The 17,503-nt window shown below is 41.8% G+C and carries 13 protein-coding genes and 1 other RNA gene; all 14 read right to left on the reverse strand.

Annotated features, from left to right (window positions below):
- Positions 1–30: 30 nt before the first annotated feature.
- A complete protein-coding gene (locus AB1L08_RS06155) occupies positions 31–504 on the reverse strand; it encodes a CarD family transcriptional regulator (RefSeq protein WP_413063786.1) in 474 nt (157 codons plus the stop codon).
- A 242-nt stretch (positions 505–746) separates the two neighbouring features.
- Positions 747–2,594: an FtsX-like permease family protein gene (locus AB1L08_RS06160; protein WP_413063787.1), complete on the reverse strand. Its 1,848-nt coding sequence runs from the start codon at positions 2,592–2,594 to the stop codon at positions 747–749.
- A 15-nt stretch (positions 2,595–2,609) separates the two neighbouring features.
- Positions 2,610–3,371, reverse strand: coding sequence for an ABC transporter ATP-binding protein (locus AB1L08_RS06165; RefSeq protein ID WP_413063788.1), 762 nt, complete (start codon positions 3,369–3,371; stop codon positions 2,610–2,612).
- 63 nt (positions 3,372–3,434) lie between these two features.
- Complete coding sequence (locus AB1L08_RS06170) at positions 3,435–3,791, reverse strand: YxeA family protein (protein WP_413063789.1); 357 nt, start codon at positions 3,789–3,791, stop codon at positions 3,435–3,437.
- 218 nt (positions 3,792–4,009) lie between these two features.
- Entirely contained in the window at positions 4,010–5,503 is a 1,494-nt protein-coding gene (locus tag AB1L08_RS06175) for a HAMP domain-containing sensor histidine kinase (RefSeq protein WP_413063790.1), read from the reverse strand.
- A complete protein-coding gene (locus AB1L08_RS06180; protein ID WP_413063791.1) occupies positions 5,490–6,188 on the reverse strand; it encodes a response regulator transcription factor in 699 nt (232 codons plus the stop codon). The genes AB1L08_RS06175 and AB1L08_RS06180 overlap by 14 nt, the downstream gene beginning before the upstream one ends.
- 546 nt (positions 6,189–6,734) lie before the next feature.
- Positions 6,735–9,260 carry a bifunctional lysylphosphatidylglycerol flippase/synthetase MprF gene (mprF, locus tag AB1L08_RS06185; RefSeq protein WP_413063792.1) on the reverse strand — a complete coding sequence of 842 codons (2,526 nt, stop codon included), beginning with the start codon at positions 9,258–9,260 and terminating at the stop codon, positions 6,735–6,737.
- Positions 9,261–9,938: 678 nt separating this feature from the next.
- Positions 9,939–10,303: a transfer-messenger RNA gene (ssrA, locus tag AB1L08_RS06190) on the reverse strand.
- Between the two features lie 112 nt (positions 10,304–10,415).
- On the reverse strand, positions 10,416–10,883 hold the full coding sequence (gene smpB, locus AB1L08_RS06195; RefSeq protein ID WP_413063793.1) for an SsrA-binding protein SmpB: 468 nt from the start codon (positions 10,881–10,883) through the stop codon (positions 10,416–10,418).
- A gap of 79 nt (positions 10,884–10,962) precedes the next feature.
- Positions 10,963–13,293 (reverse strand): ribonuclease R, encoded by a 2,331-nt coding sequence (rnr, locus tag AB1L08_RS06200; protein ID WP_413063794.1) that lies wholly within the window; start codon positions 13,291–13,293, stop codon positions 10,963–10,965.
- A gap of 24 nt (positions 13,294–13,317) precedes the next feature.
- Complete coding sequence (locus AB1L08_RS06205; RefSeq protein WP_413063795.1) at positions 13,318–14,064, reverse strand: alpha/beta hydrolase; 747 nt, start codon at positions 14,062–14,064, stop codon at positions 13,318–13,320.
- A gap of 113 nt (positions 14,065–14,177) precedes the next feature.
- A complete protein-coding gene (secG, locus tag AB1L08_RS06210) occupies positions 14,178–14,411 on the reverse strand; it encodes a preprotein translocase subunit SecG (protein ID WP_413063796.1) in 234 nt (77 codons plus the stop codon).
- 81 nt (positions 14,412–14,492) lie between these two features.
- Entirely contained in the window at positions 14,493–15,857 is a 1,365-nt protein-coding gene (gene brnQ, locus AB1L08_RS06215; protein ID WP_413063797.1) for a branched-chain amino acid transport system II carrier protein, read from the reverse strand.
- Between the two features lie 215 nt (positions 15,858–16,072).
- Positions 16,073–17,437 (reverse strand): MFS transporter, encoded by a 1,365-nt coding sequence (locus tag AB1L08_RS06220; protein ID WP_413063798.1) that lies wholly within the window; start codon positions 17,435–17,437, stop codon positions 16,073–16,075.
- Between the last annotated feature and the right edge of the window lie 66 nt (positions 17,438–17,503).

Raw genomic sequence — 17,503 nt, forward strand, 5'->3', positions numbered from 1 at the left:
GGTGCCCCCTTTTTTTTTAAGAGAGTCCCCTTAGCTGATTTGCTTTAATAATTTGGCGGCTTGGGCTTCATTTACACCCTTGATGAGCGCCAATTCACTGATGATTAACTTCTTGGCTTCATTCAACAATTGTTTTTCACTTCCGTTTAACACTTTTTCGCTGCCCTGGCAAATAAGATCATGGATGACTTCGGCGGTCGCGTAAAACGTGCCGGTCTTCACTTTTTCCATGTTCAAGTTATAACGCTGTTTCCAAGGAAGCTTGAAATCTGTTCCGGAATCGTGAAGCGTCGACAAAACTTCGTTGGCCGTTTCTCTGTCTGTAATCGAACGAATGCCAGCTGCTGCTGCTTTTTTCTTGGGAATCATTACATCCATCTTACTCGTTGGAATAGAGATAATATAATATGTTTCTTTTTGGCCAAAGAAGTTTTTTTCCTCAATCGACAAAATGACTCCTGCTCCATGCATTGGGTAAAATACTTTATCGTCAACGTTAAACAAAAAATCAGCCTCCTATTCATATCCAATGTTCATTATATCACAAAATTAAAATGAAAAATATATTATGTTATCATGTTTTAATTATTTTTGTCAATGATTTTTAATCATTTTTTAGAATATCTTTTACCAAATAAAAAGACCCGCAACGCCACGGGTCCAAAGTCTAAATCCTCAACATTTTTGAGAAATGATGAATGATTTGTTCTATTTTATCACCATCCATGTTACAGCTCTTTTCTTGATTATCCTTCTTTCGGTAATACAATTCCCTTATATAATTGAACTGTCAGAAAGTAATATGCCGAGTAAATGATTAAAAAAATGACAATGGGCGTCCAAATGCGAAAATACGGGTCAATTACGATAAATCCAAAAATTTTTATTCCAAATAATACGTGGGCAATGCCAACAATGGCCGGGATTAAAAACACTAAAAATAACTCCTTATAAATGGACTTCGTTAATAACTTGCTGCAAACACCCATTTTGCGAAGCATTTCATATCGTTTTATATCCGTGGTTGCCCCGGAGAGAATTTTAAACATTAAGCAGCTCGCCAACATGGCCAGAAAAGCAATTCCCAGGAAGAAGCCCATAAACACTGTTCCGCTGGCAACAGCAGAAAATTCATCATATATTTTATATTTACTCAATATATCCTCAGCTTTTATATGTTCATATTTATCCAGCTGCAATTGGTCGAGTTTTTTCCATTCACGAATATGAGCGGCAAAATCATCTGTTTTTCCGAAAAATACTATTCCTTTTTTTCCTTTTATATGTGGATACATGTGTAAGTCCACTATTTTTATCTGTTTATCAAGGTAATTGAGATACGCAGGCTGTAGTGATCTTAACGCCGTATCCCATTCATCCGGAATGATCTTTTTGTTATTTACATTATTTTCTTGATGATCATTTGAAACAGCTCCTGCCGGCAGGTTTTCAGAAACACGTTTTACTTTACCAATATCCTGTTCGTCATGTATGAGCGGGCGATTTTTCTCCAGATCCTCTTTTACATAATAAATGAACTGATTATCTACTTTATAACGATACTCATTTTTTTCATTAAAAGGAATACTATTTAAGATGTTCATTTCTTCTGCTGTTGGGCTGTAAATCACTGTATCATATATTTCAAATCGTTCCGTTGATTTGATCACATTATTTTTAAAGGCCATACCTCCCGAGATTGCCCCTGCCCCAAGCGCAACTAACATTGCTACGGTTGCGAGAACTTTCGCCAATTGATTTATACGGAAGTTTAATTGAGCCAATGTGAAAGCATTGATCCCTTTTTCACGGTATTTCTTATTTCCTTGCAGCTTTTTTATGAGAAGGGGCAGGACAGAAGCAAATAGCATATACGTTCCTCCCGTTGTACAAAGCATTGCAATCATGATCCCTGATTCTTTTAACTTATCCAGGGTCATCATGGAGGCATAGCCAATTCCCAATAAAATAATGGAGAAACATGCAACTGCCACATTGACTTTCCCTTTCATAACAGCACCTTTTACATGGGCATCTGCATGTACAAGCTGCAAAACCGAGATACGTGATAATTTAACACTATTGATCAAGGCGGATAATACAAATATTGAGAAAAAGAAAATACAAGTCATTACCAAAGAAGGTACGTAAAATCCTATATAACCTTCCCCGGAAAAATCAAGTTGTTTCATAAGTAATTGTCCAATTCCTTGTGCAAGTCCAACACCTGCTATCGTACCAATAACCAAAGATGCTGTCCCGATGGCAATGGTCTCCATAAACATGAATAATGCAACCTTATACTTTTTTGCGCCCAGCATCATATACATTCCGAACTCTTTTTGGCGAAGAGATAACAAGAAGGAGTTCGCATATAAAATGTAAAAGAACGTAAGTATGGCTAATAAAACGGACCCTGTTTGAAAAACAAATTCAATTGAGTCAATCATCGAATTTGCTTCCAGAAATGCTTTATTTAAGGCCAGTGTTTGAAACATGTAAAAAATTGAAATGGACATAACGAGACCAACGAGCAGGACTATGTAATCTTTCTGCTTACTTTTTAGTCCTGACATGGAAAGCTTAAATAACATGCTGAACGCCCTTTCTTATGCTTTATGTGCACCTATGTCTGCAATCACTTCCAAGATTTCTTTGTAGAACGCCTCACGCGAACCTCCGCGGTGAATTTCTTTATTCAGCTTGCCGTCTTGAATGAATAAAATGCGCTGACAGTAACTGGCGCTATATGGGTCATGAGTGACCATCATAATGGATATACCTTGTTTTTTATTTAAATTTTGCATTGCCTCCAAAAGGGTGGTGGCATTCTTGGAATCAAGCGCTCCTGTCGGCTCGTCCGCCAATATGATTGCCGGCTCATGTACCAGTGCACGCGCCGCAGCGGAACGTTGCTTTTGTCCACCTGAAACTTCCGCTGGATATTTTGGAAGAAGAGATGAAATGTCCAGCATTTCCGCTGCCTTTTCCACCTTCGGTCCAATTTTTTTTGAAGGGATGCCTTGGAGTGAAAGCGGCAGTGCAATATTTTCATATATGGTTAAATTTTCGAGCAGGTTAAAGTCTTGAAAGATGAATCCTAATTTTCGGGAACGGAAGTCGGATAATTCTCTTTGCTTCATTTTCGTAATATCTGTACCCGCAATTTCAACAATGCCGCCTGTCGCTTTATCTAAGGTTGAGATTATATTTAATAAAGTAGTTTTTCCTGAACCGGATGGACCCATAATGCCCACAAACTCACCTTCTTGCATCGAGAACGATATTCCTCTTAATGCATGTGATTGATTTTCGCCTTTTTTTCCGTATATTTTTTGAACATGTTTTGCATTTACAACTGTTTTGTCCATCATATACCTCCCGCCTGTTCGTTTTTGCCCTGTTGTAAAGCAGTTGTAACGGCTGCTCCCCTGTTATTTTTCAAGTATTCCTTTTGCCTTTTCGGGAACTTCTTTTTCTTGTACAGTCTCATATTCGAAAACATATTTGCCTTTTACATGAACTTTTAAATAGCTGTTTTCCGGGAATTTTTTAGTTGAGGCAGTTAATTTAATTTCTTCTTCATTTCCGGCTTTGTCCACTCCATTCAACATGAACATATATCTATGCGGAAAATCCGGATTCGGTTTTCCTTCACCTTTGATAAGGACGTATACATCTTTTTCTTTCACAAGTGGATTAAACCGATCCCTTACATCTTCTCCAATAAGGGCCGATGCTCCAATTCCAATCATCACCAATACCAAAATGCCAAATACTATTTTTTTCATCTCTATTTCCACCTTTCTTTCTCCCGTTTTCCTTTGGGATGTCTATAAAGCTATATAAGATAATCCCAGTATAAGGTGGAATTCTTAATAAAAAACCGGGAAGCATCTTAAGATTTTCTTAAGATGCTTATAGAAATAACGATGTTGATTGCATAAAAAAACTCTCACATTGTGAGAGTTGTTAGAAAGGTACATGAATTTGTAAAATCATTTGGAATTCATTTTTGCGCCAAAGCCGGGAGTAAAATGTGAAATTGAACGACTCCATCTTCATATTCCGCTTGAATCTCTCCACCCTGCAGTTCTGCAATACTTTTTGCAATCGAAAGACCGAGTCCGGATCCTTCCACCCTGCTCCTGGATCGGTCTTTTTTGTAAAAGCGTTCAAATAAGTTATCCATTTCCTCCTTGGAAAACTCTTCGGAGTGATTTGCAATTGATAATTTAAGGTTATCCTGCTCTCTTTGCAGCGAAACTTGAATTTCGCTATCTTCGGTACTATATTTAATGGCATTCATCAATAAATTATCAAACAGTCGTACTGTTTGCTCAGAATCTGCAACAGCGTATACATCTTCGGCTGGGAAATTTTTCAAAATTGAAAGCCCGCGCTCTTCCAGGTGAGGTACCAATTCTTCGATTAATTGGTCAAGTAGCTTATTTATACATACTTCCTGTAAATGTAATACAAAATTTTCATCTGTAAGCTTTGTATATTCAAATAAATCATCGATTAAATTTTTAAGTTGTTCAGACTTTGAGAACGCAACTTTTATATATTCTTTATGTTGTTGATCATTTTCGTATTTCCCATCACGCAGCAAGCTCAAGTAGCCCATTATTGATGTGAGCGGCGTCCGCAAATCATGCGATACGTTTGTAATTAATTCATTTTTTTGCTTTTCCGCTTTTCTTTCTTTTTCAATTTTCATCATGAGCTCTTCGGCCATATGATTAATGTTCCCGGTTAATGAAGCAATTTCATCCTGGCCTTTCAGTTTTATACGATATGCCAAGTTTCCTTTTGCCATTTCTTTTACACCTTCTGCCATTGCTTCAATTTGCTTCATCTTTCGTTTAGTCATATAAAAGTAAGTAAAGATAAACACAAAAAATCCAATGATCAATGGAAAAGGTCCTTTTTTCGTCTCATAGCTTACATTTCCTTCCGGAATTCCGCTTACAAACAGATATAAGCTTTTTCCTTTAATGCTAACAGGATAAAACGTTATAAACTCTCTGCGCGACCATTCCTTGTCATCTGTATAATCTGGACGGTTAATGGCAAATGACATGACATTACTCATCGTATCATGCAGATTTATTTGAACTTCCTCTGCTTGTTTTGTTTTATACAAAACCTTGCCGGCTTCATCAGTAACAAGTACTTTTAAGGCGTTTTGCCCATTTTTTAAAAGTTGATCTTCCTCATCAATCAGTTTGTTGATCGCATCGATGGTATTTTCTTCCACCGCCGCTTCTGCCGTATATTTTGCTCGCCAGTTCATTTGTTCCATGCTGCTGCTGTAATCGATCATCGCTTTTTTATTCATGTTTTCAAATAGTGGTGCTGTTGCACTTGACGCCAGAAACCCTAACAATATACAGAAAACAAACGTAGTAATAAGCTGAAGCCTAATACTTTTTTGAATGGGGGCTGTCACGGGTTTTATGAGCCGTTTTATAAAAGAAAATGGTCTAATCTTTTTCAATCTTATACCCCACCCCCCATACAGTCTGAATATAACGAGGTTTCCTGGGATTTTCTTCTATTTTTTCGCGAATTTTCCGAATGTGCACCATTACCGTATTATCAGATTGAAAAGATTGTTCCTTCCACACTCTTTCATAAATTTGATCGGCACTAAAAACAATACCACGATTTCGAGCAAGCAGTTCGAGAATGGAAAACTCCCGGGGAGTTAATTTGATTTTACTTCCCCTTACTTTTACTTCGTGTGTTGCTGCATTAATTAGCATATCTTCAATCTCAATTTCATGTTCGTTATTTTTCATTCCCCCATTCATTTTCGTATACCTGCGGAGCTGTGATTTTATGCGTGCGATTAGTTCTAATGGATTAAATGGTTTTGTTACGTAATCATCTGCCCCTGTTGTCAATCCCAGTATTTTGTCCATATCTTGTGTTTTCGCCGATAACATAATAATGGGCATTTCTGCTATTTCCCTGACTTTCATGCACATATGGATACCATCTATTTTGGGCATCATCACGTCAAGCACGATTAAATGGACCTCATTTGCTTTTAATAATTCCAAGCCTTCTTCTCCATCTTCGGCCTGTAACACTTTATACCCTTCATTTCTTAAATAGATCGTAATGAAATCACGGATTTCCTTCTCATCATCCACTATAAGAATTGTTTCTTTATTCACGTCATACCTCCACGTTTTAAATAACCGTCAACATTTGCACTATGGATCAGCAGACCGTCCGGAATTTGTACAAACCGCTTGTTTGATTGCCTGCCCATATGGCTTTTGTTGTGCCGACAACGATTTTACCGTGTTCAGGCGGCGCTTGCAATGCGGAGGGTTATTTTTTGTTTGAAAAATCGCCTAAAATGTGTTCCGTTTCCTCAACAGAAAACCTTGGGTTTGTATGCACAAAAGACGATGGGCACTTATTGCCAATCGTCTTTTGTTCAAAGTGATCTTTCGCAAATTTAGACCAACATAAGAAAAACGCTAGCGCGTCTTTTCTTAGAGGTGAGAGGTGGGAGGTTGGATTTGATTAAATTGGCGACATGCCAATTTATGCTTTCTTATTTTTTAAGAAAAGCGAAAGCGCCTTGCCCATTGACGCACAGACTGGAGCGCCTCCGACGAGATAAAGGAAACACGGCGAGGAACGCGGGCTCAAGCAGCGACGTCCTGTCGCTCCGTATCCCAAAAACCGCCGCCCTGTTGTAATCTGACATATCACCGAGGTCTCTTTCTTCCAATTAACAATGTCACATGCAGCATGGTGATCGGAAGAGATGACTTTTTTCGGTAAGCCATATATTTTGGCTCCCAAATATTTGCGTATTTTTCCTTAAAATATCTCAAGCCTTTAAAATGGTAGAGAAATTGTCCGTGGAGGTAGATTTGGGAGGCAATTTTTTCGGTTAAAAATGAAAATCTTGATAAACCCACATTCGAAAGAGGAGCCATTCCCAAATTAAATCTCATATAACCCCTTTCTTTTGCCCATTCAAATAGCGAAAGAAAAATATAATCCATTGTACCCGACGGCGACTGTTGTTTATACCGCATCAAATCAACAGATATCGTAAAGTGTTCATCATAAACAGGCATCAGGTTTGCAAAAGCAATGATTTCATTGTTGTCATTTTTTAAAATGGCGATATCAGACTTATTTAAATACGACTTATCATAAAATCCCAAGGAGTATCCTTTTTCCCTTCTTCCCTGAAGCCAATCATCCGAGACCTCTTTCAATTGACTGAACAGTTCGGGGGTGAAGGGCGGCTTTACGATTTCAAGGCCGTAGTGTTCTCTTTTGAATTTATTGATAACAGCCCTGGCGCCTTTCATTTTTTTGCCTGAAATAGAAAAGTTCTGTAAATCAACAAATCCTTCCTCGCCCAGTTTAAAAAAGTCAAACCCGCTTTCATGAAGATAAGGAAGCATGTTCATGCCGACTTGATAAAATACCGGGGTATACCCATGTAAATCGGAAATATGCTGGAATTCTTCCACAGCAGGGAAAAAATCTTTTTGATCCCCGACAGGATCCCCCAGGACGACGAGCTTATCCGCATACTTTTGAAACGGAAACAGAACATTTCCCTTGCTGTTCCAAAAAATATACTTATCATGTAAAAAAATCAAGTGGGTTAACACATTGCCTTTATACTTTTTGAGATGAGCTAGAATTTTTTCTTCTTGCGTATCCGTTGCCTCCAACACCAGCTTGCGGGGATTGCCCAAAACATATCCGGCAACAAAAACACCAATGGCGATCAATATTCCAATCAGTGCACTCAAAAACAAATCTTGATAATCAGTGATAACATAGGGCATCAGCTTTGTCGGGATACTGATTTTTGCCGTTGGCAAATTCAGGTAACCGATTACTACGTACATGGACGTAATCAGAATCAGTATTGCAGCATCAAAAATGGTTTTGCCCCATGTCAAAACATAACTTTCCCGGTAAAATCTTGGCTTGGACATCCGGAGAAGGACGGCTACGCTCAGGAGAAAAATCGCCTCTTCATAGTCCAATCCCTTAAAAAGAGCAAGAACTGCGGCAACAATTAATACTGCCATCGTCAAGTGATAAGCCCGCTTGACCTTGTATTCAATGCCCCTTGACAATCCGAGCAGGACAATGCCGGCAGCCACTGTCAGCTGGTGGGAGAGATTCATGATCGGAAAGGACAGGAATTCTTCGACGACCCTTAATCTTTCCATGATTCCGGGTACGGATGCCGACAGCAGCAAAATGAGGCCGGAAGCAAAGATCAATACGGTTAACAGGAAATGGCTGACCGATCGGACGATAATATTGGGCAGATCTTCCCAAGCAAGATTCCACTTGTCCCAATATTCTTTTACAAATAAAATCACGCTAATGATAAAAGGGATGAAGAAATATCCGATCCGATATAACATCAAAAGGACCAAAACCTTCTCATCCTGAATCCCCAAATAGTCGGTTCCCCAAATGAAAACGAGATCAAACGAACCCAGTCCACCCGGGATCATACTGATGATCCCTGCACAGCAGGCAACAATAAAAATTGAAAACAAGTCGTGAAAGCCAATATCTATATGCAAAATTTTGGCCAAAAATGAAATGACCAGGAAGATCCCGCCCCATTCACATAAAGAAACGATGACTAAATTGAATCGGGTTGGAATATCCAAAATGATGTCCTTTTTATTTCTGTTCAAAACAAACAATAAAACAGGCAGATAGATCCCTACTGCAAGAACCGCCAAATATAGCCATTTCGTATTCACAAGCAACGGGATATCCCTGTAACCCGCAATGATGACCCATGAGAGCAGGGAAATGCCTGTCAAATAAAACAGCGATACGGATGCAATTGTCGTGAGCAATCTCTTTCTTGGGATTTTTTGGGACTCATAAAAATAGGTCCTGATCATTAATCCAATTAGCCCGCCAAAGCCTAACAGGTTGGAAAAAGCATTGGCGATCAATGAGCGCTTCATGAACTGTTTTTTCGGCACATCAAGGCCCAAAGTGTTTATGATGATACTATCATAAAAAAACATGGGAATGATGGCACAGGCCACAACCAATAAAACGAGCGCCATGTCTATCATCTGAATTTGGCTCATTTCACGCTGAAGCATCCCATAATCCAAACCTTTGGCAAACCTTTGTATTTCAAAACCCGCCAAGATCAATAAAAACAACGGGAAAATGATTTTTAGTATTTGAAGTCCCTTGTTTAATATATTTTTTTGCATACATATCCCCTATTGCCGTATCCCAAGAAGCAAGAGTTTTGATCCAGACTCCTTACGATTATCCTTTTTTGATCCATGCTGTATTTCAGCACAAACTCTTTCTCATTATATCGTATTTTTTGGGGCGGACAATCATTTGGAGTGAAAATAATGCAGGTTGACTCATATCATCATGCGAATACAAATTGCTTCCTAATCAAACAGCTTTTTCTCCAATGAGCATTTGCATCCTTTCGTTGGCCTCCACTCTTGCATCGCGAATAGGATTCCGGTCCTTTGACCGTTTTCGGCGGAATAACGCCGGCGCGGGCAATGGGGCCCCGGTCCTTTACCGTTTTCGGCGGAATAACGCCGGCGCGGGCAATGGCATTGGCCTGCCGGACCAATTCATAATGAATACCGATCGTCTAAAATGATTGCGTGTTAAATTATTACATTCATTGTATATAGCACATCCATCATTTTACCAAAAAATCATCCACCCATGGCTCGGGTGGATGATTTCTGCCTGTTGCTGGCCCCCCTGCAAGAAAGCAGGCTATTGTATGGCCGAAGGTATGCCTGAACCTTCAGTCTTTTTAATTTACCTTTTTTCCGAAAAAGAAAACTAAAAATGATTATTAGCCAGGCTGGAATGGGCTTGTTTTTAAGACAAAATAAAAACCACCATATTATGTATGGTGGAGACGGTGGGAATCGAACCCACGTCCAAGAATATCGCCACTCAAGCATCTACGAGCGTAGTCGATATATTGGCGTTTCGCGTCTTCTTCAGCCTATCGACGGGCTTCCAAAGCGCTAGCCTGATTGGTCTCTTCCATGGTCCCCAGGCGGAGGACTTCCGGCGTAGCCCACTGAGAGTGAGACCCTGACCCTACCACATGGGCGATGGAGGGAGGATCCGCATTAGGCCTTATTAGGCAGCTAAAGCGAGGTTTTCGTTAGATTTGCCAGTTATTATTGGCGTTGACGTTTTTACGAGGACGATCCCCTCGACTCGCAACTTGAGCTCGATCTATCCCTGTCGAATCCAAAACGTCCCCTTGTTAAAAAAGATTCCTAACAAAAAGAGTGTCCGTTTTAGATACTCGGATGTGTCGAATACATTGACTATTATAGCATAAAGTCGTGAAAAATCAATGCTTGACCGTTTTTTTACATTTTTTGGCGTTCACGAAACGCTCTCTCAATGTCCCGCTTCGCTTCTTTCCGCTTCAAATCTTCACGTTTATCGTATTGTTTTTTCCCTTTGCCAAGACCGATCAGCAATTTGGCAAATCCGTTTTTCAAATAAATCTTTAAAGGAACGAGTGTATAGCCCTGTTCTTTCGTTTCCCCAATCAGCTTATTGATTTGCTTGCGGTGCAACAGCAGCTTTCTTGTTCGGAGCGGATCGTGATTGTAGCGGTTTCCCTGCTCATATGGACTGATATGCATGTTATGAAGAAATACTTCACCGTTTTGAATGCGGGCATAGGCGTCTTTTAGGTTGACCCGGCCTGCCCGGATTGCTTTGATTTCCGTTCCTTTCAGGACGATCCCCGTTTCATACGTCTCTTCTATAAAATAATCATGACTCGCTTTTTTATTTTGAGCGATCAGTTTTCCTTCTCCCTTCGGCATCCTGATTCCCCCTCGCCGTTTTCTCTTCGGACAATTATAACACGAAACGGAAAAAGGTTAGAAGCAGGGCTCTCTAACCTTACCGTTTCTTCCCGCGTTTTCGGCGGACGTTCGCGGGTGTATTTTCATACGACTTCTTCTTTTTTCTCGGGCGCCTTGTCGTCCACTCATCTTCTTCATTGCTGTTGCCTTGGGCTCCCTTATTTTTTTCTTTGCCATTTTTCAATTTGACCACTTTGAGGTTTCCTTCCGCATCCGGCTTGCGGCTTTTTTTCATGCCGACGATTTCAAAGTCAATCGCATGCTCATCCTTGTTGACATGGATCACACGAACAGTAATCTCGTCGCCGATCCGAAATACATTGCCGGTCCGTTCCCCGATCATCGCAAATTGGCGCTCATCGTAGTGATAGTAATCATCGGTCATGTAACTGACATGGACCAAGCCTTCAATCGTATTGGGCAGCTCGACAAACAGCCCGAAATTGGTGACGGAACTGATAATGCCATCAAATTCCTCGCCAATTTTGTCCTCCATGAATTCCGCCTTTTTCAGCTCGTCCGTATCCCTTTCGGCATCTACGGCCCGACGCTCCATTTGTGATGAGTGATGGGCGATTTCTTCCAAGTCTGCCTTCCATTTTTCACGCGTGGCATCATCCATTTTTCCTTCAAACAAATAGGTTCTGATCAGCCGATGAACGATCAAATCGGGATATCTTCGGATCGGCGAAGTAAAATGGGTGTAAAATTTGGTCGACAGCCCGAAGTGGCCAATGCTTTCCGGATCATACTTGGCCTGCTGCATCGAACGGAGCATAACGGTCGAAACAACCATTTCTTCCGGTTTTCCCCGGACAGCCTCGATAATTTCCTGTAGGGCCCGCGGATGTACGGAATTGGCCGTTCCCCTGACGACAAGGCCAAAGTTCGTCATAAATTCAAAGAAGCGCTGCAATTTTTCTTCTTTTGGATCTTCATGAATCCGGTAAATAAATGGAACGTCCAGCCAATGAAAATGCTCTGCTACGGTTTCATTTGCCGCCAGCATAAATTCTTCAATAATCCGTTCCCCGATCGATCGTTCCCTGATCACAACATCGACCGGTTTTCCTTCATCGTCCACAATTACTTTTGCTTCTTTAAAATCAAAATCAATGGCGCCGCGCTTCATTCGCTTGTTTTGTAAAATGCCCTGGAGCTCCTCCATCAATTCGAACATGGGAACAAGCGGTCCGTATTTTGCACGAAGTACCGGATCTTTGTCTATCAGGATTTTATTGACATCGGAATATGTCATCCGTTCGGTTGAACGGATGATGCTCTGAAAAATTTCATGATTCACGACTTCCCCTTGCGGAGTGATTTCCATTTCACAAGACAATGTAAAGCGGTCCACTTTCGGATTGAGTGAGCAGATTCCATTCGACAAGCGATGGGGGATCATCGGGATCACCCGGTCAACCAAATAGACGCTTGTCCCGCGTTCAAACGCTTCCCGGTCGATCGGCGATCCTTCTTTTACATAATGGCTGACGTCGGCAATATGAACGCCAAGCTTGTAATTCCCGTTATCAAGCTTTGACAGCGTTACGGCATCGTCCAGGTCTTTTGCATCCGCCCCATCGATGGTCACAATCGTTTCATTTCTTAAATCACGCCTGTTGCCCATCTCGCTTTCGTCAATCGTCTCGGGAACGCCGTTTGCCTGTTCCATCACTTCATCCGGAAAAGCGAGCGGCAAATCATGCTTGTAAATGATCGATAAAATATCGACACCGGGATCGTTTTTGTGCCCGAGAATTTTAATGACTTCTCCTTCGGCATTTTTCCGGTTTTCCGGATAGGTCGTCAGGCGAACAACGACTTTGTGCCCTTCAACCGCCCCCATGCTGGCATTTTTCGGGATAAAAATGTCATCTGCAATTTTCGGGTCATCCGGAATCACAAAACCGAAGTGTTTGCTTTCATTGTAGGTGCCGACAACTTGCACCGTCCCCCGCTTTAAAATGCGGACAACAGTGCCTTCCCGCCTTGAACCGGAACTGGAAGGTGAAACCCTGACAAGGACATGATCCCCGTGCATCGCCCCGTTTTTTTCATGGGGAGGAATAAAAATATCATCCATCCCCTGTTCATCCGGGATGAGAAAAGCAAATCCCTTTGCATGGCCCGCCAACACGCCGCGCACGAGGTTCATTTTTTCCGGTACGCCATACCGATTGCTTCTTGTCCGGACGACAAGACCCATTTCTTCCATCTGGACAAGCGCCTTTACAAAATCTTTAAATGCCTCTGATCCTTCAATTTGAAAAGCTTCTTCCAATTCCTTTACGGATAGCGGCTTGTAGGCTTCATCCCTCATATATGCCAATATGTTGTCTATGTGATGCTGTAAATGTTCTTCCATATGCTTCTCTCCTTAAAAATAAGCCTAAACGGACCAATCAAGCCCTTCGAGGAAACGGAGTATATCTTCGTGCAATTGTTCTTTTTCCTCCCCAAGGGTAATCACATGGGAGGAATGTTCATACCATTTCAACTCTTTTTGAATGGACTCCGCTTTCTGATAAATAATATTTGCACTGTCCGGATTGACAATGTCATCGTACCGCGCCTGTACTACGAAGAGCGGTGCATATATCATGTCCACACAATCCCGGACATCGCCGATCAGCTGCTGAAGCGCCTTTAACGTTTTCATCGGTGTTTTCTGAAACTGTTCCATTTCTTGTTCGATCTGCTCTTTGGACTTTCCTTCAAATTGTTTATATTCACGTGCATATTTTAAGATCCCTTGGTACATGACTTCTTCACTTTTTATGTACATGGGGGCACACATCGGAACAATCCCTTTTACAGGAACAGTGTAGCCCAATTTCAGGGAAAATACTCCGCCAAGCGACAGCCCGGCAACAGCAATTTCTTCATGCCCTTTTTCTTTTAAAAATTGATAGCCCTCCATCACGTCCTTCCACCAATCATCCGGGCCGGTTACAACCAGCTTTTCCGGCGGAACCCCGTGTCCTTTATATTGAGGGGCGTGGCAAGTATATCCTTGTTTTTCCAAAAATCTCCCGAGCATTCTCACATCTGCGGTGCTTCCCGTAAAACCGTGCAGCAACAATACAGCACGTTTTCCGGCTTCAAACATAAAAGGCTTCGGTGGTTTAATTTTCATCGCCCTTCTCCTTCGTTATCATCCTTTATTTACACTATTACCCTATTTTAAGCAAAGTATCGTTTTCAGGCAAAATAAAAACCCGGTTATCATGTAACCAGGTTTGTGAAAAACTATACTTCAAAAAAGGCTACGGCCATTGTAAGGACAAAAAATAATATCGAAAGTACAACCGTGATCCGCTGAAGGACAAGATCCATTCCGCGGGCTTTCTGCTTTCCGAAAAGTTGTTCGGCACCACCGGAAATGGCCCCGGAAAGCCCTGCACTTTTTCCGGATTGAAGCAAAACAACAATAATTAATCCGATCGAAACAATAATTAATAAAGTAATGGCCAACGCATGCACTGAACTACACCTCCCGAGCCTGCTGCAGTAATTTTAATGTAGCATAAACAGCCCCTCTTAACAAGAGGGGCCCGGCTCATTTCAGTCCGAAGATACACCGGAAGCGGATAAACCGGCAAGACGGCTGATAACTCCCGTAATCAGGATGACAATGAGGGCCGGAACAAGCCAGCCAAGCCCCGCTTTATAAAGCGGCAATGTATGTTCGTAAAAAGAAATAATAGGCCTCATCCACCCGAAATAAGGGATATCAAACAGTTGACAGAACGTTTTAAAACCATCCATGATGCTTATGCAAAATGTTACCGCCGCCACAGACACATACACAAGGCGGGCATGGTTAAATAACGGAGACAAAAATGTAAGAAGCATCAGCACGATGGCAAGCGGATAAAGGAACATTAAAATGGGAATCGAATAATTGATAATGTTCGCTAATCCGAAGTTCGCAACCGTAAAAGAAAGCAGCGAAAAGAAAATGACGAACAGTTTGTAACTTACGTTTGGAAGCAATGTATGAAAATATTCACCGCAAGCTGTGATTAACCCGATGCTTGTTGTCAAACATGCCAATATAATGATAATGGCCAACATAACAGAACCGAATGTTCCGAAATAATAAGAAGATGCCTGGCTGAGTACGGGGCCGCCTGTATCGAAAAGGCCAAACGCTTTCGTGGTCGTTGCGCCCAAATAGGCAATGCCCACATAAATAATGGCAAGGAAAAAGGTGGCGACAACCCCGGATTTAACGGTAGCCGATAAAACGCCCGCCTTTGACGTAACACCGATCGACCGGATCGCATTGATGACGATAATCCCGAAAACAAGCGAAGCAAGTGCATCCATCGTATTATACCCTTCCATAAAACCTTTTACGAAAGCATCGCTTGTATATGCACCCTGCGGGGAATCGATCGGTCCAATCGGATTCACTATCGCCGTAATCAATAACACAGCAAGCAAAATAATAATGCCCGGCGAAAGAATTTTTCCAACACGGTCAACTATTTTGGATGGATTCAAAGAAAGCCATAATGTCACTGCAAAAAATAAAAATGTAAAAATAAACAGGCCGGCCTTTGTATAATCCGCTCCTACAAAAGGAGAAATCCCGATATCATAGGCAACGGCCCCTGTACGGGGAGCCGCGAAAAATGGCCCGATCGTCAAATAAAGAAGTGAAGTAAAGACGACGGCGTACCACGGGTGAATTCTGCTTGCAAGCTCCTGAAGATTGCTGCTTCCCGAAAAGCCCATTGCCAACACGCCGAGTAAAGGCAATCCGGTACCGGTAATTAAAAAGCCAAGAACGGCAGGCCAGATATTGGTTCCGGCATTTTGGCCCAGCAATGCAGGAAAAATCAAATTTCCGGCACCAAAGAATAAAGCAAATAACATAACCCCAATGACGAAATATGATGAAAAAGTCAACTTATTATTCAAAATATAGTTCCCCCCAAGATGTTCCTTTCATAATTTGGCCCATTACAAGTACGATCCCGCTGTTTTTTCATGTCAGCCCACAACAGGCAGAAAATCAAAAAAACGGGTCAAAAAGTTGTTCGGTTGGCAATGATTTGCGCGGACACTGCGATTTGCACTGCATGAATTCCGAAATAAATGCATGATTTGCACCGACAGGAACATGAATTCCATCTTTAAACCTTCTTGCGTCGTTTTAGCTGTAATTGTCCAGGAAGCTTCCATGCCATCGCAACAATAAGCAGGCAGAAAACGAAGCAAATAATGGCGACCATGTGCAGATGGGACTGGTCCAAATGGCGATTGAACGTAAGGCCGAGCAGGCTCCCCGATAATATGGAACCAAGATAGCGGCTCGTCTGAAACAGTCCCGAAGCAGTACCGGTATCTTCCGGATTGACATGTTCATACAAGGCGGTTTGGCTGGAAATATTGTTAAAACCGTTGCTCATCCCCAGTACGGCCATTATGACAAGCAGCCAAAGCAGCGGGGATGTTTCCTTGTAGGTCAGCAAAAGTCCTGTCCCGATTAAAAGCAAAGCCGCTCCAATCAGCATTGGCAACTTGGAGCCGTGCCTGTTAATCAGTCCTCCGGCAATTGGTGAAACAAGCACGCCAAACCCTGCCAGCGCCAGCATGATTAATCCGGTATGTTCCTCACTGTATCCCCGTACTTGCTGCAAAAACGTCGGAAACCCGAAAAAATAACAATAATAGACGGTATTGATACTCATAAACTGCAAATAAACTGCAGTTACATAACGATTTTTTTTCAAACTTTTTATGTCAATAAAAGGTTCATCATGTCCTTTTTCCTGCATATAGAACAATGAACCGGCACCCAAAAAGAGAAACAGCGCCCACCAGCGGATGTTTTCGTCAAGCGATAATAAAAACAAGATGATAGCTGCGATGGAAATGATAAAAAGGACAATCCCCTTAAAATCGATACGCCTGATGTCGAAGGTTCCTCTTTCAGTTTCAGGCAAAATAAAAATAGCCAATACAAAACCTGCCATAATAAACGGGAGATTGACCAGGAAAATGGCTTGCCAATCCCACGCAGCAATAAGAAACCCTCCGACAGACGGGCCAAATGCAGCCGATGTTGAAGCAAAGACTGACAATACAGCCAAAGCTTTCGCCTGATTTTTTGTAATGATGGATCTGACCATGCTCATACCGCTCGGAAATAACGTTGAGCTGCCGATTGCCTGTAATGCCCGGCAGCCCAGCAAAAACAGAAAATTGGGTGAAAACGGGGCCAACAGACAGGCAGCGGATACGAGCACCATCCCGGTTAAAAACAATTTTTTCGCCCCAAACATATCACTTAATTTTCCCATCACCGGCTGGCCTGCAGCACTCGCCAGGTAGAAAACGGAAATCAGCCAGGAAACATCGGCAAATGACAGCCCGTATTCATTTTGCAGACGTGTCAAGGCTACTGAAATCATCGACGAATTTAACGGATTCAGCATGGTGCCAAGCCCGATAGTCAAAACGATCATCCATTGTTTTTTTTCCAGGTATTTTGCCATTTGATCACCCGTTTTTATACGGTTAGTAAAATTCATGCCCCGGTTTACTATAAAATAGATTTTCCA

The organism is Siminovitchia jepli (assembly GCF_047228825.1).
In the GTDB taxonomy this organism is placed as follows: Bacteria; Bacillota; Bacilli; order Bacillales; family Bacillaceae_C; genus Siminovitchia.